Below are 26,452 nucleotides of genomic sequence, written 5' to 3' on the forward strand. Positions count from 1 at the left end.
GGCGGTGAGGCGTCGCGTGCTGTCGAGCGGGATTCCGCTACTGCTTGCGCGGCTGGTTGAAGCGGAGCATGTTGCCGGCCGGGTCGCGGAAGGCGCAGTCCCGCACACCGTACGGCTGATCGACCGGCTCCTGCAGGACTTCGCCGCCGGCCGCCCGGATCCGCTCGAAGGTGGCGTCCACGTCGTCGGTGGAGAAGATCACTCCGCGCAGCAGGCCCTTGGCGAGCAGCTCGGACATGGCCTGCCGGTCGGCCTCCGGGGCCGTGGGGTCGGCGAGCGGCGGTTCGAGGACGATCTCCACGTCCGGCTGGTCGGGCGACCCGACGGTCACCCACCGCATGCCCTCGAACCCGACGTCGTTGCGGACCTCCAGGCCGAGCACGTCACGGTAGAAGGCGAGCGCCTTGTCGTGGTCGTCGACGGCGATGAAGCACTGGGAGAGGTTGATGCTGTTCATGCCTCCGAAGCTACGAGGCCGCGGCGGATTCCGCTTCTCCGATACTGATCGGTTGCCCGGCCGGTGCCTCGGGGACGGTCCGGAGGGGGGCGTCGGCCCGCGCGTCGGGGGCCGGCTTCGGACGCCCGTTCTTCAGCGGCCTGGTGATCACCTTGGCGACGCACGCCGGGATCGGGGCGCCCGACTCGTGGCTGCGGGCCCGGTAGGCGCTGGGGGTCTCGCCGACGAGCTCGGTGAAGCGCGAGCTGAACGACCCCAGCGACGTACAGCCGACCTCGAAGCACACCTCGGTCACGCTCAGGTCGCCCCGGCGCAGCAGCGCCTTGGCCCGCTCGACGCGGCGGGTCATGAGGTAGTTGTACGGGGTCTCCCCGTACGCGGCGCGGAAACTGCGGGAGAAGTGCCCGGCGGACATGAGCGCGACCCTCGCGAGCGCCGGGACGTCCAGCGGCTGCGCGTAGTCACGGTCCATCGCGTCCTTGGCGCGACGCAGGCGCACGAGATCCTCCAGGTTCATCCCCCCAGGGTCCCACGCGGCCCCGATGCACGCGGGGGCTTCTGTCACATCCTCGCGGGCCCGGGCGTCAACGCGGTGACGGGCCGGGCCGGGCCCGCCCGGCCCCGACGAGGAGAGATGCCCCGTGCACGACGAGACCAGCTACCTGACCGCGCAGTTCGACGCCCACCACGAGCAGCTGCGGGCCCTGGCGCGGCGGATGCTCGGCACCTCCCGCGAGGCCGAGGAGGTGCTCGCGCAGGCCCGCGCCGAACTCGGCGGCGGGGCGGGGATCCGGGAGTGGCTGGTCTCCTCGGTGGGGCGGACCTGCGTGCGGCGGCTCCAGGGACGGGCCGGGGCCGAGCCGGTCGCGCCGGACGCCCCCGACGGCCCCGACCCGGTGTGGCTCGCGCTCCTCGTCGTCCTGGAGGCCCTGGAGCCGGGGGAACGGCTCGCGTACGTCCTGCACGACCTGTTCGGGCTGCCCCTCGACGACACCGCGCGGATCACCGGAGACACCCCGGAGCAGGCCGGCCGGCTCGCGAGGGCGGCGCGGCGGCGGGTGCGGGGTGCCCGGGCGGGCGGCGATCCGGCGCGGCAGCGGGCCGTGGTGGAGCTCTTCCTGACCGCCGCCCGCGCCCGCGACGCGCGTGCCCTGGCGGCCGTGCTCGACCCGGAGGTCGTCGCCTTCTCGGAGCGGGGCCCGGTGCACGGCGCCCCCGCCGTCGCCGAGGGCGCGGCCGCCTTCGCCCGCCGGGACCGGGTGACGAGACCGGCGCTGGTCGACGGGGCGATCGGGGTGGTGGCCTTCGCCGGCGGCCGCCCGGTCTCGGCGGTGGCGTTCACGCTGCGCGGCGACCGCATCGTGGCGCTGGACATCACGACCGGGGAGGAGCGGGTACGGGGGCTGGATCTGACGTTCCCGGATGTGTGAGCGGGGGGGGCCGGGGTCGGTGAGGGCGGGGGCGGCGGCCCGAGCGGGAGCGGCGGCTCCGGGGAAAACCGGATGCGGGGCCCCGCGCCCTCCCCTAGCCTGGGACCCATGTCGACGCCCCGAATCTCCTAGCTCAAGGACCCGCTTCCACGCCACCCGTGTGTCCTTCTGCTTGTTCGGAGCGTTCCCTCATGATCACCCTTCGTGGTGCCGACGTGCGCGTCGGCGCCCGTCTCCTCCTGTCCGGCATCTCCTTCCACGTCGCGCCCGGCGACCGGATCGGCCTGGTCGGCCGCAACGGCGCGGGGAAGACGACCCTCCTCGACACCCTCGCGGGGCTGCGCGCCCCGGCCGCCGGCAGCGTGCTGCGGACCGGCGACGTCGGCTATCTGGCGCAGGACTCGCGCGCCGCCGACCCGTCCGCCTCCGTCACCGACCGGATCCTGTCCGCGCGGGGCATGGACGTGGCCGTCCGCCGGCTGCGGGCCGCCGCCGACCGGCTCGGTGAGCGCGCCGACGAGCGGGCGCTGGACGCGTACGTCCGGGCCGAGGCCGCGTTCGAGGCCTGCGGCGGATACGCGGCCGAGGCCGAGGCGGCGCGGGTCGCCGCCGGGGTCGGGCTGCCCGCCGAGCTGATGGGGCGCCCGGTCGGCACGCTGTCCGGCGGGCAGAAGCGCCGGGTGGAGCTGGCCCGGATCCTCTTCGCCGGGCACGGCCGCGACGGCACCCTGCTGCTCGACGAGCCGACCAACCACCTCGACGCCGACTCGGTCGGCTGGCTGCGCGGGTTCCTCGCCGCGCACCAGGGCGGTCTCGTCGTCATCAGCCACGACCTCGATCTGATCGCCGCCACCGTCAACCGGGTCTTCCACCTGGACCCGCAGCGGGCGACCGTCGACGTCCACAACACCGGCTGGGCCGCGTACCTCGCCCAGCGGGACGCCGACGAGCGGCGCCGGACCCGCGAGCGCGCCAACACCGAGCGGAAGGCGGCCGCACTGCACGCCCAGGCGGACCGGATGAAGGCCCGCTCGGCGACGGCGGTCACCGCCCGCAGCATGGCGCGGCGCGCCGACCGGATGCTCGACGGCCTGGAGGAGGTCCGGCGCTCGGAGCGGGTGGCGCGGATCCGGCTGCCCGAGCCCGCGCCCTGCGGCCGCATGCCGTTGGGGGCGATCTCGCTGACCAAGGGGTACGGGGGCGGGCGCCCGGTCCTCGACGGCGTGGACCTCGCGGTGGACCGGGGCTCCCGGCTCGTCGTGCTCGGGCTGAACGGCGCGGGGAAGACGACGCTGCTGCGGCTGCTCGCGGGCGTCGAGGCCCCGGACTCGGGGCGGGTCGTGCACGGGCACGGGCTGCGGCTCGGCTACTTCGCGCAGGAGCACGAGACGCTGGATCGGGCGCGCACCGTCCGCGCCAACCTGGCGGCGGCGGCCCCGCACCTCACGGACGGCGAGGTCCGGCGGGTGCTGGGCGCGTTCCTGTTCCGGGGCGACGACGCCGACAAGCCGGCCGGGGTCCTCTCCGGCGGCGAGAAGACCCGGCTGGCGCTGGCCGGTCTCGTCCACTCGGGCGCGAACGTCCTGCTGCTCGACGAGCCGACCAACAACCTCGACCCGGCCTCGCGCGACGAGGTGCTGGCCGCCGTCGGCACGTACCCGGGCGCGATCGTGATGGTCACGCACGACGAGGGCGCGATCGACGCGCTGCGTCCGGAGCGGGTGTTGCTGCTGCCGGACGCGCAGGAGGACCTGTGGAACGAGGAGCACCGGGAGCTGGTGTCCCTGGCGTAGCCGCCGCTCCCGGCACCGGCCCGGCGGCTACCGCTTCACGGCCCGCAGCACGACGAACTTCGGGTCACCGGCGACGAGTTCGCTGTTGCCGAAGATGCGGCGCAGGCTGACGTGGTAGCCGAGGTGCCGGTTGCCGACCACCCAGAGCTCGCCGCCGGGCCGCAGGGCCCGGCGGGACTCGGCGAACATGCGGCGGGCGGTGCGGTCCGTGGTGGCCTGGTGGCTGTGGAACGGCGGGTTGTTGAGCACGAGGTCCACCGAGCCGGGGGCGACGTCCGCCAGGCCGTCGCCGACGGCGAACTCGGCCGTGCGGGCGGTCCCGGCGTGCGTGCGGAAGTTCTCCTCGGCGGAGGCGACGGCCTGGTACGACTCGTCGGTGAAGAGCAGTTCGGCCTCGGGCTCGGCGAGCGCGACGGCCAGCCCGACGACGCCGTTGCCGCAGCCGAGGTCGACCACGCGGGAGCGCCCGACGCCGTGCGGGAGGTGCTGGAGGAGGAAGCGCGTGCCGATGTCGAGGCGGTCGGCGCAGAACACCCCGGCCTGGTTGGCGACCGTGCGTCCGGCGAGCCCGGCCGGGGCGTCGGCGGGCAGCGCGTACCGGAGGGGCCACGGGTTCGAGGGCCGCGCCACCCCGGCGGCGGGGGTGGTGTGGATGAGCCGGGCCTTCTTCACCGCGAGGGAGGTGCGGGTCGGCCCCAGGATCCGCTCGAAGAGCCTCAGCGTGGAGGTGTGGATCTCCTTCACCATGCCGGTGCCGACCACGACGGTCCCCGCGTGCACGGCGGGGGCGAGCCGGTGGAGCTGGTCCTCCAGGAGCGCGAGGCTCTTGGGTACGCGGACGAGCAGCACGTCGACCCGTTCGGGCGGCGGGTCCTGCGTGGTGAGCAGCCGGACCGCGCCGGGTGCGGCGCCGGAGCGGGCGAGGTTGTCGCCGGTGGCCCGGCGGCCGAGGTACGAGTCGGAGATCTGGACGAGCTGCCCGGTCCCGGCGGCGGCGAGCGCGGTGACGAGGGCGCCCCAGCGGTCCCCGACGACGGCGACGGTGCCGGACAGGTCGGTGCCGCTCTCCGCGAGGTGCGCGAGCAGGTACTCGTCGGCGGCGTCCCAGGCGCGGAGGGGATCGCGCGGGTCCTCGGGGTGCCGGGTGAGCGGGAAGGTGCCCCATGACGTGGTCAAACGGTTCATCGTGCCCCCAGGCTAGCGGTCCCGGAGGGTCGCGGGCGCCGCCGAGGGCGCGGGGCCGGGCGAAGGCGGCGGGTCGCCCGGGCGCGTCACCCGACCGCCGCCGCCAGCTGGAGGTGCCACAGCCCGGGGCGTCCCGTCAGGGTGACGGTGGAGAGGGGGCGCACGTCGACGTTCCAGTACGTGGCGGGCGGGGCCTTCAGGGCGTAGACGAGGGCCGCCCGTACGACGGCGGGCTCGGCGACGGCGACGATGGCGCCGTCGTCGGCGGGGCGGGTGTCGAGCCAGCCGCCGACCCGGGTGATGAAGGAGAGAAGCGTTTCTCCTCCGTGCGGCGCCGTGTGCGGGTCGCGGAGCCAGGCGTCGACGGCTCCCGGTTCGAGCGCGGCGACCTCGGCCAGGGTGAGCCCCCGCCAGCGCCCCATGTCGCAGTCGCGCAAGGCCGGCTGGACCAGCGGCGCGTAGCCGAGCGCCGTGCCGGTGGCGCGGCTGCGGGGCGTCGGGGAGCAGTAGCGCAGCTCCGCCGCGCCGAGCGGAATGAGCCGTGGCGCGGCGAGCTGCACCTCGTACCAGCCGGCCTCGTCGAGCGGCCGGTCGTCGTCGAAGCGTTCGGCGAGCAGGGAGGAGCTGCGTGCCGCCGCGACGAGCGTGACCCGAAGACCCATGGCGGCGATCGTGAGGCCGGGGGCCCCGCAGGTCAAGGGGTCATTGAGGGAAGCGCGGCGGGGCCGCGCTCACTGCTGTCCGAGTGCCATCCACTTGTCCGGATTCTGCAGTGGCGTGAAACCGACCTTCTCGTACACGCCGTGCGCGTCGGCGGTGGCGAGCATGATCCGGCGCAGCCCGTACACCTCCAGGTCGTCACGGACGGCGGTGGCGAGGGCGGTGCCGAGCCCGGTGCCGCGCGCCGCGCGGTCGACGTAGACGTCGCAGAGCCAGGCGAAGGTGGCGTAGTCGGTGACGACACGGGCGTAGGCGCTCATCTCGCCCGACTCGCGGTGGTAGGCACCGTAGTTGAGCGAGGCGGCGATGGCGCGGTCCTGCTTCTCCCGAGGTCGGCCGAGGGCCCAGTAGGCGTCGGTGGAGAGCCAGTGGTGGACGCGCGCCACGTCGATCCGGGCGAGGTCGGCTGAGATCTCGTACGCCCCGTGTATGACGGGGCCGGCGGTGGCCGTCGTGTCGCTCATGAGCACAGGCTGGCAGCCCCGCCGTCCCTTGTCAGGTGAAAATGCCGGGGGCGAGCGCCGGGGCGGCGGTGCGCGCCCCGGCGCGGCCGGGGTCAGCCGAGGAGCCCGTCCACGGCGGTCCGCAGCCGCCGCACCCCCTCGGCGATCTCCGCGGGGCCCGCGACACCCGCGAAACTCAGCCGGATGTGGCCGGCGGGCGGCTCGGCACAGAAGTACGGCCGGCCGGGCGCCACCGCGACGCCGTGACGCAGGGCCGCGGGGACGAGCGCGGCCTCGGGAAGGGTGTCGGGGAGGCGGAGCCAGAGCTGGTAGCCGCCGGAGGGGACGTGCGGCAGGGCGAGTTCGGGCAGGTGGTGGGCGACGGCGCCGGCCAGGGTGTCGCGGCGGCTCTTCAGCTCGGCGGCGAGGGAGCGCAGATGGCGGCTCCAGGCCGGGGAGCCGACGAGTTCGAGGGCGGCCTCCTGGAGGGGCCGGGGGACGAAGAAGCTGTCGACGACCTGGATGGCGCGCAGCCGCTCCAGGACGGGTCCGCGGGCGGCCAGGGCGCCCACCCGCAGGCTCGCGGAGGTCGGTTTGGTCAGCGAGCAGACGTGCACGACGACGCCGTCGGGGTCGTCGGCGGCGAGCGTGGCGGGCAGCGGCCCGGCGTCCTCGTGGACGAGGCGGCGGGCGAAGTCGTCCTCGACGACGAAGGCGCCGGCCGCGCGGGCGATCCGGACGACGGCGGCGCTCCGTTCGGCGCCGAGGGCGGCACCGGTGGGGTTCTGGAAGAGCGGCTGGCAGACGAAGACGCGGGCACCGGTGGCGCGGAAGGCGGCTTCGAGCAGCTCGGGGCGTACACCGTCGGCGTCGGTGGGGACGGGGACGGGGCGCAGTCCGGCGGCGCGGGCGATGGCGAGCATGCCCGGATAGGTGGGCGATTCGACGAGGACGGGGGTGCCGGGCGGGGCGAGGGCGCGCAGGGCGGTGGTGAGGGCGGGCTGGCCGCCGGCGGTGATGAGGACCTCGGCGGCGGTGACGCCGCCGCCGATCTCGCGGGCGAACCATTCGCGCAGCTCGGGCAGCCCGTCGGTGGGCGGCCGGCCCCAGGCGCCAGGGCGGCGGCCGGCCCGGGCGAGGGCGCCGGCGAGGGCGCGCTCGGGCTGGAGCGAGGGGTGGAGGTAGCCGCCGTTGAACTCGATGACGCCGGGCTGGGGCGCGGAGAGGGTGACGAGGACGCCGGAGGCGTCGACGGACCGGGGGACGAGTTCGGTGGCGGTGTCGGCGCTGAGCGCGAGCTGCTGCCAGGAGGTGTCCCCGGCGGCGGGGGCGGCGGCGCGGGGCTCGGCCCGGTAGGCGCCGGCGCCGGGCCGGGTGACGACCAGGCCTTCGGCGGCGAGCTGGGCGAGGGCCCGGGTGACGGTGACCGGGGAGACGCGGTAGCGCTCGACGAGAGCCCGGCTCGACGGCAGCTTCTCACCTACGGAGTAGCGGTTCAGCTCCGACTTGAGGGATTTCGCCAGTTCTCCCACACTGCTACTCTCATTCATGAGAGCACAGAATAGCGCTACCCCGCCGATGACGATAGCGGTCGCGAACCCCCGGGCCGAGGCCGAGCCCGCCGCCGCCCGCCGCGGGACGCTGCTCGCCGCGCTCGGCGTGGTCTCCTTCTCGCTGACCTTCCCCTCCACCGTCTGGGGCCTGGAGAGCTTCGGCCCCTGGTCGCTGGTGGCCGTGCGTTCGGTGCTGGCCGCGGTGATCGCCGGGGCCTTCCTGCTCGTGGGCCGGGTGCCGATGCCCGAGCGGCGCCACTGGGCCGGGCTCGCGGTCGTCGCGGGGGGCGTGGTCGTCGGCTTCCCGCTGCTGACGACGCTGGCGCTGCGGACCTCCACCACCTCGCACGCCGCCGTGGTCGTCGGGCTGCTCCCGCTGACCACCGCGGCCTTCGCCGCCATCCGTACCGGCCGGCGCCCGTCCCGCACCTTCTGGGTCGCGGCCGTCGCCGGGGCCGTCGTGGTGCTGGGCTTCACGCTCCAGCAGAGCGGCGGGGCGGTGTCGCAGGGCGATCTCTACCTCTTCGGGGCGCTGCTCGTGTGCGCCGCCGGGTACACCGAGGGCGGCCGGCTCGCCCGGCTGATGCCGGGCTGGCAGGTCATCGGCTGGGCGCTGGTGCTCTGCCTGCCGCTGACCGTGGCGGGCTCGGCCGTGGCGCTGGCGCACGAGCCCGTGCACCTCACCGCCCACGGGATCGCGGGGCTCGTCTGGGTGGCCGCCGGGTCCACGTTCTTCGGGCTGTACGTCTGGTACCGGGGCATGGCCGCGATCGGCATCCCGCGCGCGAGCCAGCTCCAGCTCGCCCAGCCGCTGCTCACGCTGTTCTGGTCGGTGACCGTGCTCGGGGAGCACCTGTCGCCGGCCGCCCCGGTCGCGGCGGGCGCGGTGCTGGTCTGCATCGCGGTGACCCAGCGGGCGAAGAGCTGACCCGGCGCCGCCCCGTCCCGGCCCCGCGTGAACCCGGACCCCGGCCCCGCGCGAACCGGCCCCGCGTGACGGCGGGGGTGACCGGGGTCACAATGGCAGACAGAGGCAGACAGGCGGACATGGCCGGCCGAAGACTCTGTGCAGGGCACGCCCGGCCGCGAGGAGGTCACCCCGATGCGTGCGAACGTGGGCGACGAGTTGCTGGTGCACGGCCGGACCGTCGGTCAGCACGACCGTACGGCGAAGGTCGTCCAGGTACTGGGGGAGAACGGCACTCCCCCGTACCGCGTCAAGTACGAGGACGACGGTCACGAGGCCCTGATGTCACCGGGCCCCGACACCGTCGTACGCCACCACCCGGAGACGCGGCCCACCGACCGGTGAGCCGTCCCGGAGTCACGCCCCGCGCGGGGTGTCGTCGGCGAGGACCGCGGTGAGCGCCCCGAGCGGATCCTTGGCGACCTCCTTCGTCGCGAAGTAGGCGTGGCCGCCGACGGTCGGATGGTCCCTGCCGAGCCGCACATGGCGGACGAGCTCCTGGGGGTCCTGCCAGGCGGCGGGCTGCGCGGGGTCGCCGACCTTGTAGAGCGCCTCGCCGAGGTAGAGCCGTACGCCGGTGTCCCGGACCACGGCGTCCCACCAGGGCACCAGCTTGGCGTAGTCGGCGGGGCCGTAGCCGATGTGCCAGTAGAGCTGCGGGATCACGTAGTCGACCCAGCGCTCCTTGACCCACTTGCGGCTGTCGGCGTGCAGGTCGTCGTAGCTCGCCCCGGCCCGGGTGTCGGAGCCCAGCGGGTCGGCGGAGGCGTTGCGCCAGACGCCGAAGGGGCTGATGCCGAAGGCGACGTGCGGTTTGAGCTCCTTCACCCGGGCGGAGGTCTCGGAGACCAGCAGGTCGACGTTGTTCCGCCGCCAGGCCGCCCGGTCGGCGAACCCGGCTCCGTACCGGCGGAAGCTGTCGTCGTCGGGGAAGTCCTCCCCGGCCACGGGATACGGGTAGAAGTAGTCGTCCCAGTGCAGCGCGTCGACGTCGTAGCGGCGTACGGCGTCGAGCATGGCGTCCTGCACGTGGCGCCGGACCTCGGGCAGGCCCGGGTCGTAGCAGAGCCCTCCCCCGTACTCGAGCGCCCACTCGGGGTGGAGCCGCACCGGGTGGTTCGGCGCCAGTCGCGTCCGGTCGGTCTGCGTGGCGACCCGGTACGGGTTGCACCAGGCGTGCAGCTCCAGACCGCGCGCGTGCGCCTCGGCGACGGCCGTGCCGAGCGGGTCCCAGCCCGGGTCGCCGCCCTGGACGCCGGTGAGGCAGCTCGCCCACGGCTCGTACGGGGAGGGCCACAGGGCGTCGGCGGAGGGCCGGACCTGGAGCATGACGGCGGTCATCCCGCGCCGCACCGCGAGGTCGAGCCGGGCGATCAGCTCGGCGCGCTGCACGGCGGCGGTCAGGCCGGTCCGGGAGGGGAAGTCACGGTTGAAGACCGTCGTGATCCACATGCCCCGGAAGCCGGCGGTTGCGCGCCGTCCGCCGCCGCGGCCTCCTCCGGCAGCCCTCGCCTCGGGTGCCGTGCCCGACGCGGTGGATCCGGCGGCCCCGGCCGCTCCGCTTCCCCCGGTCCCGAGGACGCTCAGCGCCGCCCCCGCCACGAACCCTCTTCTGCCGATCAGCGGCATTTGTCATCCCTCGCTATCGGATACGTCACAGCCCCTCGGAGAGCATGCCCGGCCCAGAACGATCGATCATCCGCTCCGTCGGGAGTAACGTCGTGGGGTCGAGGCGGACGCTCCGGAATCACACGGGCCCGCCGCCAGTAAAGAGCGAAAGGCACGAGGTGACGGACTCCATGGCCGACATTGAGCGCGTCGGAGTGGTGGGCTGCGGCCAGATGGGCGCGGGCATCGCTGAGGTGTGTGCCCGCAGCGGTCTCGAGGTGAAGGTCGCCGAGACCACCGGCGAGGCGCTGGAGATCGGCCGCACACGGCTCTACAACTCGCTGTCCAAGGCCGCCGAACGCGGCAAGATCAGCGAGGAGGAGCGGGACGCCACGCTGGCGCGGCTCAGCTTCACCACCGACCTGGGCGAGTTCGCCGACCGCGACCTCGTGATCGAGGCGGTCGTCGAGAACGAGCAGGTCAAGACCGAGATCTTCAAGGTGCTCGACCAGGTGGTGACCCGGCCGGACGCCATCCTGGCCTCCAACACCTCCTCGATCCCGCTGGTGAAGCTGGCCGTGGCGACCTCCCGCCCCGACTCGGTCATCGGCATCCACTTCTTCAACCCGGCCCCGGTGCAGAAGCTGGTCGAGCTGATCCCCGCCCTCACCACCTCCGAGGGCACGATCAGCCGGGCGCAGCTGTTCGCCGAGAAGACCCTGGGCAAGCACGCGATCCGTGCGCAGGACCGCTCGGGCTTCGTGGTGAACGCCCTGCTCGTGCCGTACCTGCTCTCCGCGATCCGGATGTTCGAGTCGGGCATCGCGAGCCGCGAGGACATCGACAACGGCATGGAGTTCGGCTGCGCCCACCCGATGGGCCCGCTGAAGCTGTCGGACCTGATCGGCCTGGACACGATCGCCTCGATCGCCGACTCGATGTACACCGAGTACAAGGAGCCGCTGTACGCGGCGCCGCCGCTGCTCCAGCGGATGGTGGACGCGGGCCGTCTCGGCCGCAAGACGGGCTCGGGCTTCTACCCGTACTCCTGACCCCCGCTCGGCGCGCACCCCGGACGGCCCGTACACCGCACAGGTACGGGCCGTCCGGCGATTCCGCGCGCGTGGTCTCAGCCGAGCCGCAGGTGGCGCAGCATCAGCAGCCCGGCGGCCATGTTGGCGGCCGGGACCTCGCCCCGGGCGATCAGCTCGGGAACGCGTTTGAGCGGGACCCAGGCGACCCGCGAGGACTCGAAGGCGTCCTGCGGGGGCCCGGTGCAGCTCGCCTCGTCCGCCCAGTAGAGGTGGTGGCGGGCGTCCGTGAGGCCGTTGGACGCCTCCACGGTGAGGAGCGGGCGCAGCGGCCCGGGGCGCCAGCCGGTCTCCTCCTCCATCTCGCGGGCGGCGGCGGCCTCGATGTCCTCGCCGTCCTCGACGACGCCGGCGGCCAGCTCCCAGCCCCAGCTGTCGGTGATGAAGCGGTGGCGCCAGATCAGCAGGGCCTCGTCGGCGTCGTTGACGACGGTCGCGGCGGCGACGGGGCGGAGCCGGATGAGGTAGTGGTCGAGGCGGCGGCCGTCGGGGAGTTCGACGTCCGCGAGGTTCACCCGGAACCAGCGGTTCTCATAGACGGGCTGTTCACTTAACTTCGTCCACTGCACGATTTTGCCACCTTCCGACTGGTCGGTGATTACTTGGTGGCAATATCGCAGCAGGGTCCGGGCCACAAGGCAAAGCACGCCCACCGAGGCAGACGCCCGGGGACCCGCTCGCGGCGGCACCTCACAGGGGCACGCGCAGGGCCCCGTCGATCAGCTCGGCCGCCTCCCGGGCGTCCCCTCCCCCACGGGCCAGCAGATGCTCGCGCACCTCACGGAGCCGGTCCCGCAGCCGCTGCGACTCCATCCCGCGGGCCCGCTCGGTCATCTCCACCGCCGTGCCCGCCGCCCGCTCGGTCTCCCCCTGCCGCAGCTCGATCTGGCACAGCATGGCGAGCCGGTGCACCCGCCCCCGGTCGTGCGCGGGCGTCTCGACGGCCGCCGCCGCGTGCTCGTGGGCCGCCGTCAGATCACCCAGACGGAGCAGGGCCTCCGCGACCTGCACGTTGACGAGGCCCGGCTGGACGTACCCGGTCTCGGCCGGCTCGGCGCCCGGGCTGATCCGCGCCGCCTCCGTCTCCGCCCGCCGGATGCAGGCGAGGGCCGCCGACCCGTCGCCGAGGTGCGCGTACGCCTTGGCCTGCATCGCCGTCAGATCGGCGGCGAGCGCGGGCGTGATGTCCCGCCCGGCCGCGCGCAGCGCCGCCTCCGCGAACGCGACCGCCTGCCGGTACTCCGCCATGAACAGCGACTGGTTGACCAGCAGTGCGATCACATAGGCGCCGAGCCCCCGGTCGCCGCTCGCCTTCGCGAGGCGCAGCGCCTGGTGGAAGTAGCGCTGGGCGAGCCCCTGGGCGTCGGAGTCGTAGGCGCAGATCCCGGCCACCGCCACCAGGCCCCCGCTGGCGCGGTGCAGCCGCCGCCCGAGGGAGTCGCTGTAGGCGCCGCGCAGCAGCGGCGCGGTCTCGGCCGTGAGGAAGCCGACGACCCGGGCGCGGGTCGCCATGCCGCCGGCCTTGCGGTACATCTGCTCGTAGTGCGCCCGGGCCGCGCTCAGCATCCGCACGTCCGCGACGGAGACCCGGGTGCGCCCGTCGCGGGAGACGTCCACGTCCTCCGGCGGGTTCTCCCACTCCCAGACCGGCATCACCGCCGGGGTGCCGGTGACCGCCTGGGCACCCAGGACGTGCGGGCGCTGCTGCTCGTCGCAGCGCCACAGGGCGGTGGCCCGCTCGACGAAGCCGGAGAGCGGGCAGCCGGCCGCGGGCAGTCCGGCGCCGGGCACGCCGAGGCCGATGTCGTCGAGTGTGACGGCGCGGTGCAGCCGGCCCGCGAGCACCTCACAGATCAGGTCGGGGACCTGGCCGCGCGGCCGCTGCCCCTTCAACCAACGGGCCACGGCGGTGTGTTCGTAGCGCAGGGCGAGACCGCGGGCCCGGCCGGCCTGGTTCACCCGGGTGGCGAGCCCGCTGTGGGACATCCCCGCCTCGTCGAGCAGGGAGTCCAGCAGGGTGTTGGGCTGGAGATGGGGAGGGGGCTGCGGCTGGGACTGCATGGGACCGCTCCGGTGGATCGGGGGCGTTTCACACGGGGTGTGAACGAAGTACTCGTTCTCCCGGTCCGTACGCACTGTCTCCGATGCGTCCGGACCGCTTGACTGAACTCCCTCGCCGCAAGGCGAGGACCGGGCCGCCGGCTCCCCCTCGAACAGTGCGGCCGCCCGGTCAGCGCCGTCCGCGCTGTTGATCTGCCCGACACTCCGTGGCAGCGCGGACGGCGCCGGCCTCCGGACCCGGCCCACTAGTGGGAGGAGGGCGCAGGCCGGGTACGGCGCAGCCCGGGTTCGGCGGGCTGCGCCGGTACCCGCACCCGGTCGTTGCGTACGACGAGCAGGGCGACGTCGTCGGTGAGCCGGCCGCGCGTGTGGCGCAGCAGCGCCGCGTGCACCCGGCGGACGAGCTCGGCCGGTGCCTCCCCGGCCGCTGCCGCGAGGGCGCGGTCCAGGGGGAAGAACCCGCCCCGGCGGTCGCGGGCCTCCTCCGCGCCGTCCGTGTGGAGGACCAGCGTCTCGCCCGGCCGCAGCCGGGTCGCGGGGTACGGCACGAGGTCGGCGGGCAGCGGGAAGGCGCCGAGCGGGGGCAGCGGCTCGCCGACGGGCACCGCCTCGACGCGGCGGCCGAGGCGGTACGGGCCGGGGTGGCCGCAGTCCAGCACGTACACCACTCCGTCGGCGCGGATCTCCAGGAGCAGCAGCGTCACGAACTCCTCGGCGGCCGGATGTTCGGGCGCCCGCCCCGCCCTGGCCGGGTGCTCCTCCCGGGCCCGCTCGCACAGGTGCCGTCCGAGCGCCCGGTCCAGGCGGCGCAGCACGCCCGCGAGTTCGGGCTCGTCGTGGGCGGCCTCGCGGAAGCTGCCGAGGACGGCGACCACCGCCCCGAGCGCGGCGAGCCCGTGGCCCCGCACGTCCCCGATGACCAGGCGCACCCCGTACGGCGTGGCCACCGCCTCGTACAGGTCACCGCCGACGACGGCACCGCGGGACGCGGACAGCTGCCCGGCCGCCACCGAGAGCCCGTCGAGGCGCGCGGGCGGCGGGCGGAGCAGCACCTGCTGCGTGGCGTCGGCGACGGCCCGCACCCGCGCCAGCTCCCGTTTGAGACCTCGCCGCGCCCCGAGCACGAGGCCGGTCCCGACGGCGAGGAACACGACGCCGTCGGCGACGCGCATCGGCATCCCGGGCTGTCGGGCCACCGGACACCCGACCTTCCAGGCGACGGCGACGAGCCCCCACACGACCGGGGCCGCCAGCGGAGCCACCCGGCGTATCCGGGAGCCTTCGGCATCCAAAGCCTTGTCACGGAACATCCACGGCCCTTCCCGAGGCCCGCCAGCGCCCGAAGACCCTGCGGCACACAGGCCCGCCCCTGTGGCCGGGTCGATTCTCGCGGGGGAAGGGGGCGCGCGGGAACCTCCGCCGGGGATCTCACCCGAAGGAGTGAGCGGCCCCGGACGGGAGTGCGGCGACGGAGGACACCCCGGACACGGGGAAGGGGTCCCGCCCCGGGTGATCACCCGGGGCGGGACCCCTTCCCTCGACGGCTCACGTCACCGCGCGCGTCACGCGCCGCGCAGCACCGCTCCCGTGTGCTCCGCCGCCAGGGCGACCGCCGCGTCGCGGGCGGCCGTGGCCTCCTCGACCGTCAGGGTGCGGTCGGGGGCGCGGAACTTCAGGGCGTACGCGAGGGACTTCTTGCCCTCGTCGATCTGGTCGCCGGTGTAGACGTCGAACAGGCGGATGGACTCCAGGAGTTCACCCGCGCCGCCGGCCAGGTAGTACTCCACCATCGCCGAGGGGACGCCCTTGTCGACGACCAGGGCGACGTCCTGGGTCGCGACCGGGAACGAGGAGATGCGCGGGGCCTTCAAGGGCCCCTCGCCCGCCCGCTCCAGGAGGTCGAGGTCCAGCTCCATCGCGCAGGTGCGGGCCGGCAGGCCCAGCGCCTTGACGACGCGCGGGTGGAGCTCGCCGCCGTGGCCGACCAGCGTCTTCTCGCCGTCGATCACGACGTGGAAGGCGGCGCAGCGGCCCGGGTGCCAGGGGGCGTGCTGGTCGGCGTCGACCAGCAGGCCGACACCGGCCTCGGCGGCCACCACACGGGCGGCCTGGATCGCGTCCGCCCAGTCGGACGGACGGCCCTTGCCCCACCAGCCGGCCTGCTCACGGGCACCGGCGAGGACGACGGCGACGCGACGCGGCTGCGCGGGCAGCGCGGAGTCGACGCGGGCGATCTCCTCGTCGGTGGGACGCCCGTCGACGCCCAGGCGGACGGCGACGCCCGGCTGGCCCCCGGTGGGACGGAAGACCAGGCCGGTCTCGAAGAGGGCCAGGTCGTGGCTGCCGCGCCCGTCGTTGCGGCGCAGCGCGCCGAGCAGGCCCGGCAGCAGCGTCGTACGGAGGGCGGGCTCCTCGTCGGAGAGCGGGTTGACCAGCTTGACGACCCGGCGGCGGGCGTCGTCCGCGTCGAGGCCGAGCTGGTCGAAGACCTGCTCGCCGATGAACGGGTAGTTCAGCGCCTCGACGTAACCGGAGCCGGCCAGCGCGCGGCCCACCCGGCGGTGGGTGCGCTGGCGCTCGGTGAGGCCGCGGCCGGCGGGCGGCTTCGGCAGCGTGGAGGGCAGGTTCTCGTAGCCCTCCAGGCGGATGACCTCTTCGGCCAGGTCGTTCGGCACGTTCAGGTCGGGGCGCCAGGTCGGGACGGTGACGACGAGCTCGTCCTGCCCGTAGACGTCGCAGCCGATCTCCTGGAGGCGGCGGACGACGGTCTCGCGGCCGTAGGCCACGCCCGCCACCCGGTCGGGGTGGTCGGCCGGCATGGCGATGGTGCGGGGCGCCGTCGGGGCGATGACCTCGGTGACGCCGGCCTCGGCCGTGCCGCCCGCGAGCAGCACGAGCAGGTCGACCGTGCGCTGCGCGGCCGCGGCGGCGGCCTGCGGGTCGACGCCGCGCTCGAAGCGCTTGGACGCCTCGGAGGACAGCTTGTGGCGGCGGGCCGTGCGGGCGATCGAGATCGCGTCGAAGTGCGCGGCCTCGACGACGACCTCGGTGGTGCCGGTGACGATGCCGGTCTCCGGGTCGGTGACCGGGTCGGCGATCTCCGTGTCGGCACCGCCCATGACGCCCGCGAGGCCGATCGGCCCGCGGTTGTCGGTGATGACCAGGTCCCCGGAGTCGAGGACGCGCGCGGTGCCGTCGAGGGTGGTGATCTTCTCCCCGGCGGCGGCGCGGCGGACCCCGATGGGGCCGTCGACGCGGGTGCGGTCGTAGGCGTGCAGCGGCTGGCCGAGCTCCAGCATCACGTAGTTGGTGATGTCGACGGCCAGCGAGATCGGGCGCATGCCCGCCTTCTGGAGGCGGCGCTGCAGCCAGATCGGGCTGCGGGCCTCGGGGTCGAGGCCGACGACCGTGCGCGCGGTGAAGCGGTCGCAGCCGATCGGGTCGGAGATCTGGACCGGGTAGCCGTACGAGTTCGGCGCGGGCACGTCGAGCAGCGCCGGGTCGCGCAGCGGCAGGCCGTACGCGATGGCGGCCTCGCGGGCGACACCGCGCATCGAGAGGCAGTAGCCGCGGTCCGGGGTGACGGCGATGTCGAGGACCTCGTCGAACAGCTCGAGGAGGACCGTGGCGTCGAGGCCGACCTCGTGCTCCGGCGGCAGCACGATGATGCCGTGCGAGCCGTCGTCGCCCATGCCGAGCTCGCCGCCCGAGCAGATCATGCCGCGCGAGACCCGGCCGTACGTCTTGCGCTCGGCGATCCGGAAGTCTCCGGGCAGCACGGCGCCGGGCAGGGCCACGACGACCTTGTCGCCCACGGCGAAGTTCCGGGCGCCGCAGATGATCTCCTGGGGCTCGCCGGTGCCGTTGGCCTGGCCGACGTCGACGGTGCAGAAGCGGATCGGCTTCTTGAACTCCGTCAGCTCCTCGATGGTGAGGACCTTGCCGACCACCAGCGGGCCGGTCAGGCCGGCGCCGAGCCGCTCGACGGTCTCGACCTCGAGGCCTGCCGAAATGAGCTTGGCCTGCACGTCACGGCCGGTCTCCGTGACCGGCAGGTCGACGTACTCCCGCAGCCAAGAAAGCGGGACCCGCATCAGATCTCCATCCCGAACGGCCGGGTGAACCGGACGTCACCCTCGACCATGTCTCGCATGTCTTCGACGTTGTGGCGGAACATCAGCATCCGCTCGATGCCGAACCCGAAGGCGAATCCGCTGTACTTCTCGGGGTCCACGCCACAGGCGACGAGCACCTTCGGGTTGACCATGCCGCAGCCGCCGAGCTCGATCCAGCCCTCGCTGCCGCAGGTGCGGCAGGGCCGGTCCGGGTTGCCGACGGACTCGCCGCGGCAGACGTAGCAGAGCATGTCCATCTCGGCGGACGGCTCGGTGAAGGGGAAGAAGTTCGGGCGGAGCCGGGTCTTCATGTCGGCCCCGAAGAGCGCCTGGACCATGTGGTCCAGGGTGCCCTTGAGGTCGGCCATGGTCAGGCCCTCGTCGACGGCCAGCAGCTCGATCTGGTGGAAGACCGGGGTGTGCGTGGCGTCGAGCTCGTCGGTGCGGTAGACGCGGCCGGGGCACACCACGTAGACCGGGGGCTCCCGGTCGATGAGGGTGCGGGCCTGGACCGGCGAGGTGTGGGTACGGAGCACGACACCGGACTCGTCACCCGTGGTGACACCCGTTCCCTCCGGGGTGGTTCCCTGGACGAAGAAGGTGTCCTGCATCTGGCGCGCCGGGTGGTCCGGCACGAAGTTCAGGGCGTCGAAGTTGAACCACTCCGCCTCGACCTCGGGGCCCTCGGCGACCTCGTAGCCCATCGACACGAAGACGTCGGCGACGCGCTCCATGAGGGTGGTCAGCGGGTGGCGGGCGCCGCCGGGGACACGGTCGTACGGCAGGGTGACGTCGACGGCCTCCTCGACGAGGACCCGCGCGTCGCGGTCGGCCTCCAGCTCGGTCTGGCGGGTGGCCAGCGCCTTGGAGACGACGCCGCGGGCCTGGCCCACCAGCTTGCCGGCGGCGGCCTTGGCCTGCGGGGGCAGGGCGCCGATCTCGCGGTTGGCGAGCGCCAGCGGCGAGGTGCCGCCGGTGTGCGCGGTCTTCGCGTGGGCGAGCGCGTCGAGGTCGCCTGCGGCGGCGAAGGCGGCGAGCGCCTCGTCCCGCATGCGCTCGATCTCTTCCGGTTTCAAGGCCTCGACCTCGACCGGGTCGTACGACTTATTGGGTGCCGACATCTCTTCCCGTGCTTCCGTTGGCTGGCTGGGCGGCCCCGCTCGACGTCAAGGGCGCAAACGTGCCAAAGGACGAGTCTAACGGGGCGCGGGGACGCGAATGAGCCCGTGGGCGGCCCGGGCGGCTCCTGATTCCGTGCGATCTCGCCTGGTGAGACCGGACGGCGACCTCAGAGGAGGTGGGCCGGGGTGCCGACGGGCAGGATAAATCGGAACTCGGCCCCGCCCCGGGGGCCCCGTCCGACGGTGATCGTGCCGCCGTGGGCCTCGACGACGCCCTTGACGATGTAGAGGCCGAGTCCGGTGCCGCCGCGCTTGCTGCCCCGCCAGAAGCGGGTGAAGACGCGGCCCATCGACTCCTCGGGGATGCCGGGTCCTTCGTCGCTCACGGTGACCTCCGTCCCCTTCTCTCCGTCGGTGGTGTCCGTGGTGGGTGCCACCTCGATGGTGACGGTTCCCTCGCCGTGGCGCACCGCGTTTTCCAGGAGGTTGCCGAGGATCTGGTCGATCTTGTCGGGATCGGCCCACAGTTCGGGCAGGTCGGGGCGGACCCGGACGAAGAAACGGTCCGGGGACTGGCCGCCGGTCGTGTGGGCCTGGATGTGGCGGCCGACCGCGGCGGCGATGTCGACGGGCTGGCGGCGGACCTCCAGACGGCCGGAGTCGATCCGGGAGATGTCGAGGAGCTCGGCGATCAGCCGCTTGATGCGGCCGGCGTCGGCGTCGACCGTCTCCAGCATCAGCCGCTTCTGGTCGTCGGTGAACCGCTCCCACTTGTCGAGCAGGGTCGCGGTGAAGCCCTTGACGGAGGTGAGCGGCGAGCGGAGCTCGTGGGCGACGGTCGCGATGAGCTCGGCGTGGCTGCGCTCGCTGCGCCGCCGGGCCTCGGTGCCGCGCAGGGAGACGATCACCCGGCGGACGGGTCCGGTGGGGTGGGCGCGGAGGTAGCGGGCGGAGACCAGGACCTCGCGTCCTCCGGGCAGCAGCAGGTTGCGCTCGGGCTGGCCGCGGCGGGTGGCGAGCCCGCCGTACGGGTCGGTGAGCGCCCACCAGCGGCGGCCCTTGAGGTCCTCCAGGGGCAGCGCCTGGTCGAGCGGGCGGCCGAGGGCCTCGCGGCCGGGCAGGGCGGTGATACGGGCGGCGGCGGCGTTGAAGCAGACGATCCGGCCGGCTTCGTCGGCGACGACCAGGCCGTCGGGCAGGTCGTCGGGGTCGATGCCGAGCCCCCCGGCGATGCCGGTGGCCGTATCGGTACCGGGGCCCGCGCCGATGCCGGTGACCGCGTCGATGCCCGGGCCCTCCTCCATGCCGGTGGCCGCGTCGGTACCGGGGTCGGGCGGGGGCGGCGGTTGCGAGGCGTGCGGCGCGTTGCTCCGTGCCTGTGCGGGACTGTCCGTGCCGACCGTCATCCCCGTCATCCCACCCCTCCGTGTCACGCAGTGGGCCCCGAGTGCGTCACCCTACTAGGCGCGACGGCTCCGGTGGACCCCTCAGGCGGTGGTTCGGGGGCGCTGGGCGCGCGCGGAGGCGTAGAGGCACACCGCGGCGGCGGTCGCGAGGTTGAGGCTCTCGGCCTTGCCGTGGATCGGGACCCGGACGACGGCGTCGGCGAGCGCCCTGGTCTCCTCGGGCAGCCCCCAGGCCTCGTTGCCGAAGACCCAGGCGGTGGGGCCGCCCATGGTGCCGGCGTCGAGCTCGGCGTCGAGGTCGTCCTCGCCCGCCCCGTCGGCGGCGAGGATGCGCACGCCGACGCCCTTGAGGCCGGCGACGGCCTGCTCGACCGGGACGCCGACGGCGACCGGGAGGTGGAAGAGGGAGCCGACGGAGGCGCGGACGGACTTGGGGTTGTACAGGTCCACGGAGGCGTCGGTGAGGATCACCGCGTCGGCGCCGGCGGCGTCGGCGCAGCGGAGCACGGTGCCGGCGTTCCCGGGGTCGCGGACGTGCGCGAGGACGGCGACCAGCTTGGGCCGGGCGGCCAGGATGTCCTCGAAGGGGGAGTCGAGGAAGCGGCAGACGCCGACGATGCCCTGCGGGGTGACCGTCTGGGAGACCTCGGCGAGCACGGCGTCGGAGGCGTGGTGGACGCGGGCTCCGGAGGCGAGGGCGGCGTCGATGATCGGCGCGTAGCGCTCGGCGGCCTCGACGGTGGTGAAGAGCTCCACGAGGGTGGGCTGTCCGGTGGCGCCGCGGTGCTCGACGGCCTCGCGGACGGCCTGCGGGCCCTCGGCGATGAAGAGGCGGTCCTTGCCCCGGAAGTTGCGCTTGGCGAGCCGCCGGGCGGCGACGACGCGCGGGGAACGCGGGGAGATCAGCTCGGGGGTGGACATGGTGCCTGCGGCTCTCTGACTCGTCGGGCTCGGCGGCGGAAAGGCCGGGGGGAACGGGGGGCAACGCACCGGACCCGCAGGCGCGAGGCCTGCGGGTCCGGCGGAAGTACTGCGGCCTGGAAGATCAGGCGGCGGCCTTCGGGGCGTTGACGTCGGCCGGGAGGGCCTTCTGCGCGACCTCGACCAGCGCGGCGAACGCGTTGGAGTCGTTGACGGCCAGCTCGGCGAGGATCTTGCGGTCCACCTCGATGTTGGCGGCCTTCAGACCCTGGATGAGGCGGTTGTACGTCATGCCGTTCTGGCGGGCAGCGGCGTTGATGCGCTGGATCCACAGCTGACGGAAGTCGCCCTTGCGCTTCTTGCGGTCGTTGTAGTTGTAGACCAGCGAGTGGGTGACCTGCTCCTTGGCCTTGCGGTACAGGCGCGAACGCTGACCGCGGTAGCCGGAGGCCGCCTCGAGGATCGCCCGGCGCTTCTTGTGGGCGTTGACTGCCCGCTTGACGCGTGCCACTTCTTAACTCCTTGTAGCGGGGCCGTGGTGGTGCTCACACGACCCGGAAATCGGATGGGTCCCGGTCTCGACCGGAAGCCCTCGTCGCCGAGGGCGGGAGATCAGATCAGATGCCCAGCATCTTCTTGATCTTGGCGGAGTCACCCGGGGCCATCTCGGCGTTGCCGGTGAGGCGACGCGTCAGCTTGGACGACTTGTGCTCGAGCAGGTGGCGCTTGCCGGCGCGCTCGCGCAGGATCTTGCCGGAGCCGGTGACCTTGAAGCGCTTCTTGGCACCGGAGTGCGTCTTGTTCTTCGGCATAGCGCCGTTATCTCCTCGTCAGTGGCGCTCCCCCGGTGCGGGCACCGGACAACCGGGAGCGTCAATTCTTCGTTTGAGTGGTTCCGGGCGGAACCCCTGGGGCTGCCGGAGCGGCAGCCCCGCGGGATCACGCCTCGGCGTTCCCGGCCGACGTGTCGACCGGAGCCTGCTCGACCGGGGCCTCCTCGGCGGCGGGCGCCTCGGCCTCGACCGTCTCGGCCTCGACCGGAGCGGCCTCGACCGCGTCGGGCGAGATGCCCTGGCGCTCGGCCTTGCGCGCGGCCTGGGCCTCGCGGGCCTCGGCCATGGCCTCGGTCTTCTTCTTGTGCGGGCCCAGAACCATGATCATGTTCCGGCCGTCCTGCTTCGGGTTGGACTCGATGAAGCCAAGCTCCTGCACGTCCTCGGCAAGGCGCTGCAGCAGTCGGTACCCGAGCTCCGGGCGGGACTGCTCACGACCACGGAACATGATCGTGATCTTGACCTTGTCGCCCTGCTTGAGGAACCGGACGACGTGACCCTTCTTGGTGTCATAGTCGTGCGGGTCGATCTTCGGCCGGAGCTTCATCTCCTTGATGACCGTGTGCGCCTGGTTCTTGCGCGCCTCACGGGCCTTCATGGCCGACTCGTACTTGAACTTCCCGTAGTCCATGAGCTTGCACACGGGCGGACGGGCGTTCGCGGCGACCTCAACCAGGTCGAGGTCGTACTCCTGCGCGAGCTCCAGGGCCTTGGCAAGCGGCACAATGCCGACCTGCTCGCCACTGGGGCCGACAAGACGCACCTCGGGGACGCGAATCCGCTCGTTGATGCGGGGCTCGGCGCTGATGGATCCTCCTCGGTTAGCACCACGCGACCGCCTGGCGGACGGACACGTTCACGGTAGAACTGTTGAGACCAACCGAGCCGGTACGTGAAAAACGCCCCGGACGGGACACAGGCGGGGCTCCATGGAAAACCGGAACACCGCCGCGGTCAACCGCGGGGCGTGCATCGGGTGGCTTCCATCGTCCGTACGGAACGATGGGCGCCACCTGACCGGTGACCCGCCACCCGTGAGGGTGGTCAGGTGGGAGAACGGAGCCTCCACTTGTGGGCCGGGCACATAGGTGTCCGGCCGGTCGTTACACAAGGTTAGCAGGACCCGCCGGTCGGCGCGAACCGTACGTCCGCTTATCGTGTGGGCATGAGCGAAACGCCCGACACCGAGTCTCCCGAGACCCCCGACTTCGAAGCCATGACCCGCGACATCGCCGAGGTCCCCGCGGTGGAGGTCATCGTGACCGTCGCCGTCAACCTGATGAGCGCCGCCGCGGTGAAGCTGGGGCTCACCGAGGACGGCGACGAGCACAAGGACCTCGACGAGGCCCGCAAGCTGATCCACGCCCTCGCGGGCCTGCTGGACGCCGGCGTGACCGAGATCTCCTCGTTCCACGCGGCTCCGCTGCGGGACGGCCTGAAGTCCCTGCAGCTGGCCTTCCGCGAGGCCTCGTTCGTCCCGGACGAGCCGGGCCAGGGCCCGGGCGAGAAGTACACGGGGCCCGTGTACGGCTAGGGCGTCGGCCCGTCGGGGCCGAACGGCCGCGAGACGTCAGTTCTTTACGTAGAAGGGCTCGCCGGGAGGCGTGGCCGAGGCCGGCAGGAGTGCCAGGTCGAGGCCCCGCACCAGGCGGGCCCTCAGCGTTTCGTCGGCGGCCAGCAGGCGGGCGACGCGCTGGGCGGCCTCCGCGGGGGCCGCGTCGTCGGCGAGGACCAGGGCCAGGGTGCCGTCGGCGGTGCCGGGGCCCAGGTGGGCGCGGAGGACGGCGGGCTCGGCGGCGACGGCGGCTCGGACCGCGTCCCGGACCGCCGGGTCGTCGAGCGGGTCGGCGCTGCTGCGGCCCTCGGCGAGGGCGAGCAGGGCGGAGCCGGTCACCTGGTAGGGCACCGGCCCGGCCATGTCGAGGACGAGGGTGTCGGCCTTCTCGTGGGCGAGGGCCTGGAGCGCCTGGTGGAGGGGGACGGCGACCGGCCGGGCGGCCGGGTCCCACAGCGCCAGCGAGGCGATCGAGGTGAAGGCGGGCAGGGCCCGCCGGTCGCCCGCGGTCAGCGTCGGGACGGCCATGTCGCTGGTCTTCTCCTGCTTGAGCCCCGTCACGGGGTCCACCTCGACCTCGCCGAGGACGGCGACGACGGGGACGAGCAGCCGGGCGTCCTTGAGGGCGGTCAGGACCGGGCCGTGTGCGGTCCGGTCCTGGGCCCAGGCGGCCAGGGCCGCGCTGAGCCGCGGGTCGGCGGTGCCGTCGTCGTCGGAGAAACCGGGGTCCGGGATGTTCTTGAGCGCCACCCCACGAGCCTAACCGCCGGGCCGTCAGCGACTGCGGCTGCCCCGCCACAGGGTGACGGCGGCGGCGAGCAGCAGGACGCCGACGCCTCCGGCGATGGGGGCGAGCAGGCCGATGGGGCGGCTCTCCTCGGGCTCCGCCTGGGGCCCCGGGCCGAAGTACTGCCCGCGGTATCCGGCGACGGCGGCCTTGGGGTCGGCGCCCTTGAGCGCGCCGCCGGCCTCGATGGCGGCGGCCGGGTCGACCGTCCCGTACCCCTTCTGGTCGGTGCGGCCGGCCTTGGGGCGGTTGCGGGCGGTGTCGACGAGGAGCCGCTTGACCTGGGCCGGGGTGAGGTCGGGGTGGGCGCCGCGGACGAGGGCGACGGCACCGGAGACGAACGCGGCGGCGGCGCTGGTGCCCCAGCCCTCGTAGTAGCGCCGGTCGGGGTCGGCGATGACGATGTCGACGCCGGGGGCGCTGACGGTGGCGTACCAGCGGCTGGTGGAGAAGGCGGCGTGGGTGCCGTAGCGGTCGACGGCGGTCACGGCGATGACGCCGGGGTAGGCGGCGGGGTACGAGATGTGGTCGCCCTTCTCGCCGCCGTTTCCGGCGGAGGCGACGACGGAGACGCCCTTGGCGAGGGCGTACTGGACCGCTGCGTCCTCGCCCGCGTCGGGGTGGGCGGACTCGGAGTCGTCGCCGAGGGAGAGGTTGATGACGTCGGCGCCGTGGTCGGCGGCCCAGCGGATGCCTTCCGCGAGGGCGGTGCCGCGGGTCTTGCGGGCCTTGTCGCGGGCCTTGTCGGCGCCTTCCAGGATCACCCGCACGGGCAGGATCCGTACCTTCGGCGCGACGCCGAGGACGCCGTCCTGGGCGCCGGTCCCGTGGCCGTGTCCGGCGATGATGCCGGCCATGGCGGTGCCGTGGCGGGCCCAGGCGCGGTCGCCGCGGGAGGCGCCGAAGCCGACGAGGTCGGTGCCGGTGAGGACGGAGCCCTCCAGGTCGGGGTGGGTGGCGTCGACGCCGGTGTCGAGGACGGCGACGGTGACGCCCTCGCCGCGGGTGGTCTGCCAGGCGCGGGAGGTGTGCAGCGCGTCGAGGCCCCACTGGCGGGCGCGGATGGTGTCGGCGTACGCGGGGGTCGTGGTCGCGGGCAGGACGGCGAAGGCGGCGGCGAGGAGGGCGGCGGCCGCGGTGCGGGGGCGGCGGATCACCGGGCGCCTTCCTCGAGGGTGGCGGCGACGGCGGTGCGCAGGGCGCGTTCGACGCCGTCGCCGACGCCCTTCGCCTCGTGGCCGAGGCCGGCCTGGGCGACGGCGGTGGTGCGCTTGGCCGTCATGGCGCGGGGGGCGGGCTCGGCCTCGGCGACGGCACGGCCGTCGGCGAAGCCGGAGACGGAGGTGACGACGACGGGGAGGTCGGTCAGGACGTGCCGCCACCAGCTGGCCCGCTGGCGGTCGCCGAACCCGGCGGCGACGGTCGCGGGGGCGGCGAGGGCGGGCGGCGGGTCGTCGTCGGCGCGGGAGCCGAGGGTGCGCATGGTGGCGGGGTCGGCCTGGGTGAAGACGAGGGCCACGGTGGTGAGGTGGGAGGAGGTGGCGTCGGTGTACGTGGCGCGCAGCACGCGTTCGCAGCCGGGCACCTTCAGGGCGGTGAGCAGGCCCTTGGGGAGGACGGCCGCGGTGCAGGGCGTGTCGGGGGCGACGACGATCCGGGTCCAGGTGCGGGCCGCGCCGCCGGGGCCCGCGGTGGGGCCGGACAGGGTGCGCGGGAAGAGGGCGTCGACGGGGGCGTCGTGCCAGATGCCCTTGGCCTGGGCGTAGCCGGGCGGTTCGGCGGCCTCGCCCGCCCCGCTCTCGGCGAGGAGCGCGCCCGCGGCGGCGCCGCCGATGAGGCCGAGCCCGAGGACGGCGCAGCCGGCGGCGGCCAGGACCCGCCCGGGGCGCCGGTCCTGGACGGGCCGCAGCCGGGTGGTGGTCTCGGCGGGCGTCTCCGCGGGCACCTCGTCGGGCAGGGCCCAGCGGTCGACGCCGTACGGGTGCGGGGACACGACCGGGCGGGCGGGGGCCGGGAGGGGCCCGGCGTCACGGATCGGCCGCAGCCGGGTGGTGGTCTCGACGGCCGGGAGCGGCTGCGCGGAGGCGGCCGGGGAGCGCGGCGGAGCCGGGGGCGGTGCGGCGGCCGAGGGGCGCGGGGCGGCGGGGGCCGGGGAGCGCGGGGCGGACGCGGGCGCCTGGGAGCGCGATGCGGACGCGGGCGGCGCCGTGGGCGCCGACGGGCGCGGGGCGGCGGGCGCCTGGGGGCGGGCCGGGGGTGCGGTGGGGGCCGGGGGTGGCGGTGCGGTGGGTCGGTCCGGGGGCAGGAGGGCGTCGGTGATGCGGGACGCGGGACGCTGCGGCTCGGTGCTCATCCCCGTCCCCCTGGTCCCCCTGCTCGTTCCTCACAGCGATGGCGGCCACTCTA

General features: G+C 74.3%; 26 protein-coding genes. 6 read left to right on the top strand and 20 right to left on the bottom strand.

All coding sequences use genetic code 11. The features are described from left to right. Positions 1-37: 37 nt before the first annotated feature. Both OG309_RS07305 and OG309_RS07310 read right to left on the bottom strand, forming a co-directional pair. The gene (locus OG309_RS07305; RefSeq protein ID WP_329419097.1) at positions 38-457 is read right to left on the bottom strand and encodes a VOC family protein; all 420 of its coding nucleotides are present in this window, start codon (positions 455-457) and stop codon (positions 38-40) included. Positions 458-467: 10 nt separating this feature from the next. Next, positions 468-974, bottom strand: coding sequence for a helix-turn-helix transcriptional regulator (locus OG309_RS07310; RefSeq protein WP_329419098.1), 507 nt, complete (start codon positions 972-974; stop codon positions 468-470). A 124-nt stretch (positions 975-1,098) separates the two neighbouring features. On the opposite strand from OG309_RS07310, the gene OG309_RS07315 reads away from it, so the two are divergent. After that, positions 1,099-1,887, top strand: coding sequence for an RNA polymerase subunit sigma-70 (locus tag OG309_RS07315; protein ID WP_329419099.1), 789 nt, complete (start codon positions 1,099-1,101; stop codon positions 1,885-1,887). Positions 1,888-2,078: 191 nt separating this feature from the next. Continuing rightward, positions 2,079-3,680, top strand: coding sequence for an ABC-F family ATP-binding cassette domain-containing protein (locus OG309_RS07320; RefSeq protein ID WP_329419101.1), 1,602 nt, complete (start codon positions 2,079-2,081; stop codon positions 3,678-3,680). 27 nt (positions 3,681-3,707) lie between these two features. Here the strand turns inward: OG309_RS07320 and OG309_RS07325 are convergent, their stop codons facing one another. The 4 genes from OG309_RS07325 to OG309_RS07340 form a co-directional block, all read right to left on the bottom strand. Next, positions 3,708-4,865, bottom strand: coding sequence for a methyltransferase (locus OG309_RS07325; protein WP_329419103.1), 1,158 nt, complete (start codon positions 4,863-4,865; stop codon positions 3,708-3,710). 86 nt (positions 4,866-4,951) lie between these two features. Then, on the bottom strand, positions 4,952-5,527 hold the full coding sequence (locus OG309_RS07330; protein WP_329419104.1) for a histidine phosphatase family protein: 576 nt from the start codon (positions 5,525-5,527) through the stop codon (positions 4,952-4,954). Positions 5,528-5,596: 69 nt separating this feature from the next. Continuing rightward, entirely contained in the window at positions 5,597-6,049 is a 453-nt protein-coding gene (locus OG309_RS07335; RefSeq protein ID WP_329419105.1) for a GNAT family N-acetyltransferase, read from the bottom strand. A gap of 92 nt (positions 6,050-6,141) precedes the next feature. After that, the gene (locus OG309_RS07340) at positions 6,142-7,578 is read right to left on the bottom strand and encodes an aminotransferase-like domain-containing protein (protein ID WP_329419107.1); all 1,437 of its coding nucleotides are present in this window, start codon (positions 7,576-7,578) and stop codon (positions 6,142-6,144) included. On the opposite strand from OG309_RS07340, the gene OG309_RS07345 reads away from it, so the two are divergent. Together OG309_RS07345 and OG309_RS07350 are read left to right on the top strand one after the other, a co-directional pair. Then, a complete protein-coding gene (locus tag OG309_RS07345) occupies positions 7,577-8,509 on the top strand; it encodes a DMT family transporter (RefSeq protein WP_329419108.1) in 933 nt (310 codons plus the stop codon). The two genes, OG309_RS07340 and OG309_RS07345, sit on opposite strands and share 2 nt — an antisense overlap. A 174-nt stretch (positions 8,510-8,683) precedes the next feature. After that, positions 8,684-8,893: a DUF1918 domain-containing protein gene (locus OG309_RS07350; RefSeq protein ID WP_329419110.1), complete on the top strand. Its 210-nt coding sequence runs from the start codon at positions 8,684-8,686 to the stop codon at positions 8,891-8,893. 12 nt (positions 8,894-8,905) lie between these two features. Here the strand turns inward: OG309_RS07350 and OG309_RS07355 are convergent, their stop codons facing one another. After that, positions 8,906-10,177, bottom strand: coding sequence for a glycoside hydrolase family 10 protein (locus OG309_RS07355; RefSeq protein ID WP_329419111.1), 1,272 nt, complete (start codon positions 10,175-10,177; stop codon positions 8,906-8,908). 170 nt (positions 10,178-10,347) lie between these two features. Here OG309_RS07355 and OG309_RS07360 point away from each other — a divergent pair, with 170 nt between their 5' ends. Next, a complete protein-coding gene (locus tag OG309_RS07360; RefSeq protein WP_329419113.1) occupies positions 10,348-11,208 on the top strand; it encodes a 3-hydroxybutyryl-CoA dehydrogenase in 861 nt (286 codons plus the stop codon). 77 nt (positions 11,209-11,285) lie between these two features. Here OG309_RS07360 and OG309_RS07365 read toward each other — a convergent pair whose 3' ends face one another. From OG309_RS07365 to infC, 10 genes are all read right to left on the bottom strand, one after another. Then, on the bottom strand, positions 11,286-11,816 hold the full coding sequence (locus OG309_RS07365) for an NUDIX domain-containing protein (protein ID WP_329419114.1): 531 nt from the start codon (positions 11,814-11,816) through the stop codon (positions 11,286-11,288). A 121-nt stretch (positions 11,817-11,937) separates the two neighbouring features. Further along, entirely contained in the window at positions 11,938-13,308 is a 1,371-nt protein-coding gene (locus OG309_RS07370) for a transcriptional regulator (RefSeq protein ID WP_329419116.1), read from the bottom strand. Between the two features lie 245 nt (positions 13,309-13,553). Next, a complete protein-coding gene (locus OG309_RS07375) occupies positions 13,554-14,618 on the bottom strand; it encodes a PP2C family protein-serine/threonine phosphatase (RefSeq protein ID WP_329419118.1) in 1,065 nt (354 codons plus the stop codon). 252 nt (positions 14,619-14,870) lie between these two features. Then, complete coding sequence (gene pheT, locus OG309_RS07380) at positions 14,871-17,402, bottom strand: phenylalanine--tRNA ligase subunit beta (protein ID WP_329419120.1); 2,532 nt, start codon at positions 17,400-17,402, stop codon at positions 14,871-14,873. After that, complete coding sequence (pheS, locus tag OG309_RS07385; RefSeq protein WP_329419122.1) at positions 17,402-18,544, bottom strand: phenylalanine--tRNA ligase subunit alpha; 1,143 nt, start codon at positions 18,542-18,544, stop codon at positions 17,402-17,404. The genes pheT and pheS overlap by 1 nt, the downstream gene beginning before the upstream one ends. Positions 18,545-18,711: 167 nt before the next feature. Next, positions 18,712-19,950 carry a sensor histidine kinase gene (locus OG309_RS07390; RefSeq protein WP_329428195.1) on the bottom strand — a complete coding sequence of 413 codons (1,239 nt, stop codon included), beginning with the start codon at positions 19,948-19,950 and terminating at the stop codon, positions 18,712-18,714. 81 nt (positions 19,951-20,031) lie between these two features. Beyond that, on the bottom strand, positions 20,032-20,871 hold the full coding sequence (locus tag OG309_RS07395; RefSeq protein WP_329419123.1) for a TrmH family RNA methyltransferase: 840 nt from the start codon (positions 20,869-20,871) through the stop codon (positions 20,032-20,034). A gap of 124 nt (positions 20,872-20,995) precedes the next feature. Further along, positions 20,996-21,382 carry a 50S ribosomal protein L20 gene (rplT, locus tag OG309_RS07400; RefSeq protein WP_043227974.1) on the bottom strand — a complete coding sequence of 129 codons (387 nt, stop codon included), beginning with the start codon at positions 21,380-21,382 and terminating at the stop codon, positions 20,996-20,998. Positions 21,383-21,488: 106 nt separating this feature from the next. Beyond that, positions 21,489-21,683, bottom strand: a complete 195-nt coding sequence (rpmI, locus tag OG309_RS07405; protein WP_041128339.1) for a 50S ribosomal protein L35 — start codon at positions 21,681-21,683, stop codon at positions 21,489-21,491. A 127-nt stretch (positions 21,684-21,810) separates the two neighbouring features. Continuing rightward, positions 21,811-22,512: a translation initiation factor IF-3 gene (infC, locus tag OG309_RS07410; RefSeq protein ID WP_329428197.1), complete on the bottom strand. Its 702-nt coding sequence runs from the start codon at positions 22,510-22,512 to the stop codon at positions 21,811-21,813. Between the two features lie 357 nt (positions 22,513-22,869). Between infC and OG309_RS07415 the strand changes: the two genes are divergently transcribed. After that, the gene (locus OG309_RS07415) at positions 22,870-23,238 is read left to right on the top strand and encodes a DUF1844 domain-containing protein (RefSeq protein ID WP_132914599.1); all 369 of its coding nucleotides are present in this window, start codon (positions 22,870-22,872) and stop codon (positions 23,236-23,238) included. A gap of 36 nt (positions 23,239-23,274) precedes the next feature. On the opposite strand, the gene OG309_RS07420 is transcribed toward OG309_RS07415, so the two are convergent. From OG309_RS07420 to OG309_RS07430, 3 genes are read right to left on the bottom strand one after another with little or no spacing between them, the layout of a single operon-like run. Continuing rightward, the gene (locus tag OG309_RS07420) at positions 23,275-24,009 is read right to left on the bottom strand and encodes an SseB family protein (RefSeq protein ID WP_329419129.1); all 735 of its coding nucleotides are present in this window, start codon (positions 24,007-24,009) and stop codon (positions 23,275-23,277) included. 24 nt (positions 24,010-24,033) lie between these two features. Further along, positions 24,034-25,200 carry a type VII secretion-associated serine protease mycosin gene (gene mycP / locus OG309_RS07425; protein ID WP_329428199.1) on the bottom strand — a complete coding sequence of 389 codons (1,167 nt, stop codon included), beginning with the start codon at positions 25,198-25,200 and terminating at the stop codon, positions 24,034-24,036. Continuing rightward, a complete protein-coding gene (locus OG309_RS07430; RefSeq protein ID WP_329419131.1) occupies positions 25,200-26,399 on the bottom strand; it encodes a hypothetical protein in 1,200 nt (399 codons plus the stop codon). The genes mycP and OG309_RS07430 overlap by 1 nt, the downstream gene beginning before the upstream one ends. Positions 26,400-26,452: the final 53 nt, after the last annotated feature.

It is taken from the genome of Streptomyces sp. NBC_01268 (assembly GCF_036240795.1).
GTDB lineage: Bacteria > Actinomycetota > Actinomycetes > Streptomycetales > Streptomycetaceae > Streptomyces.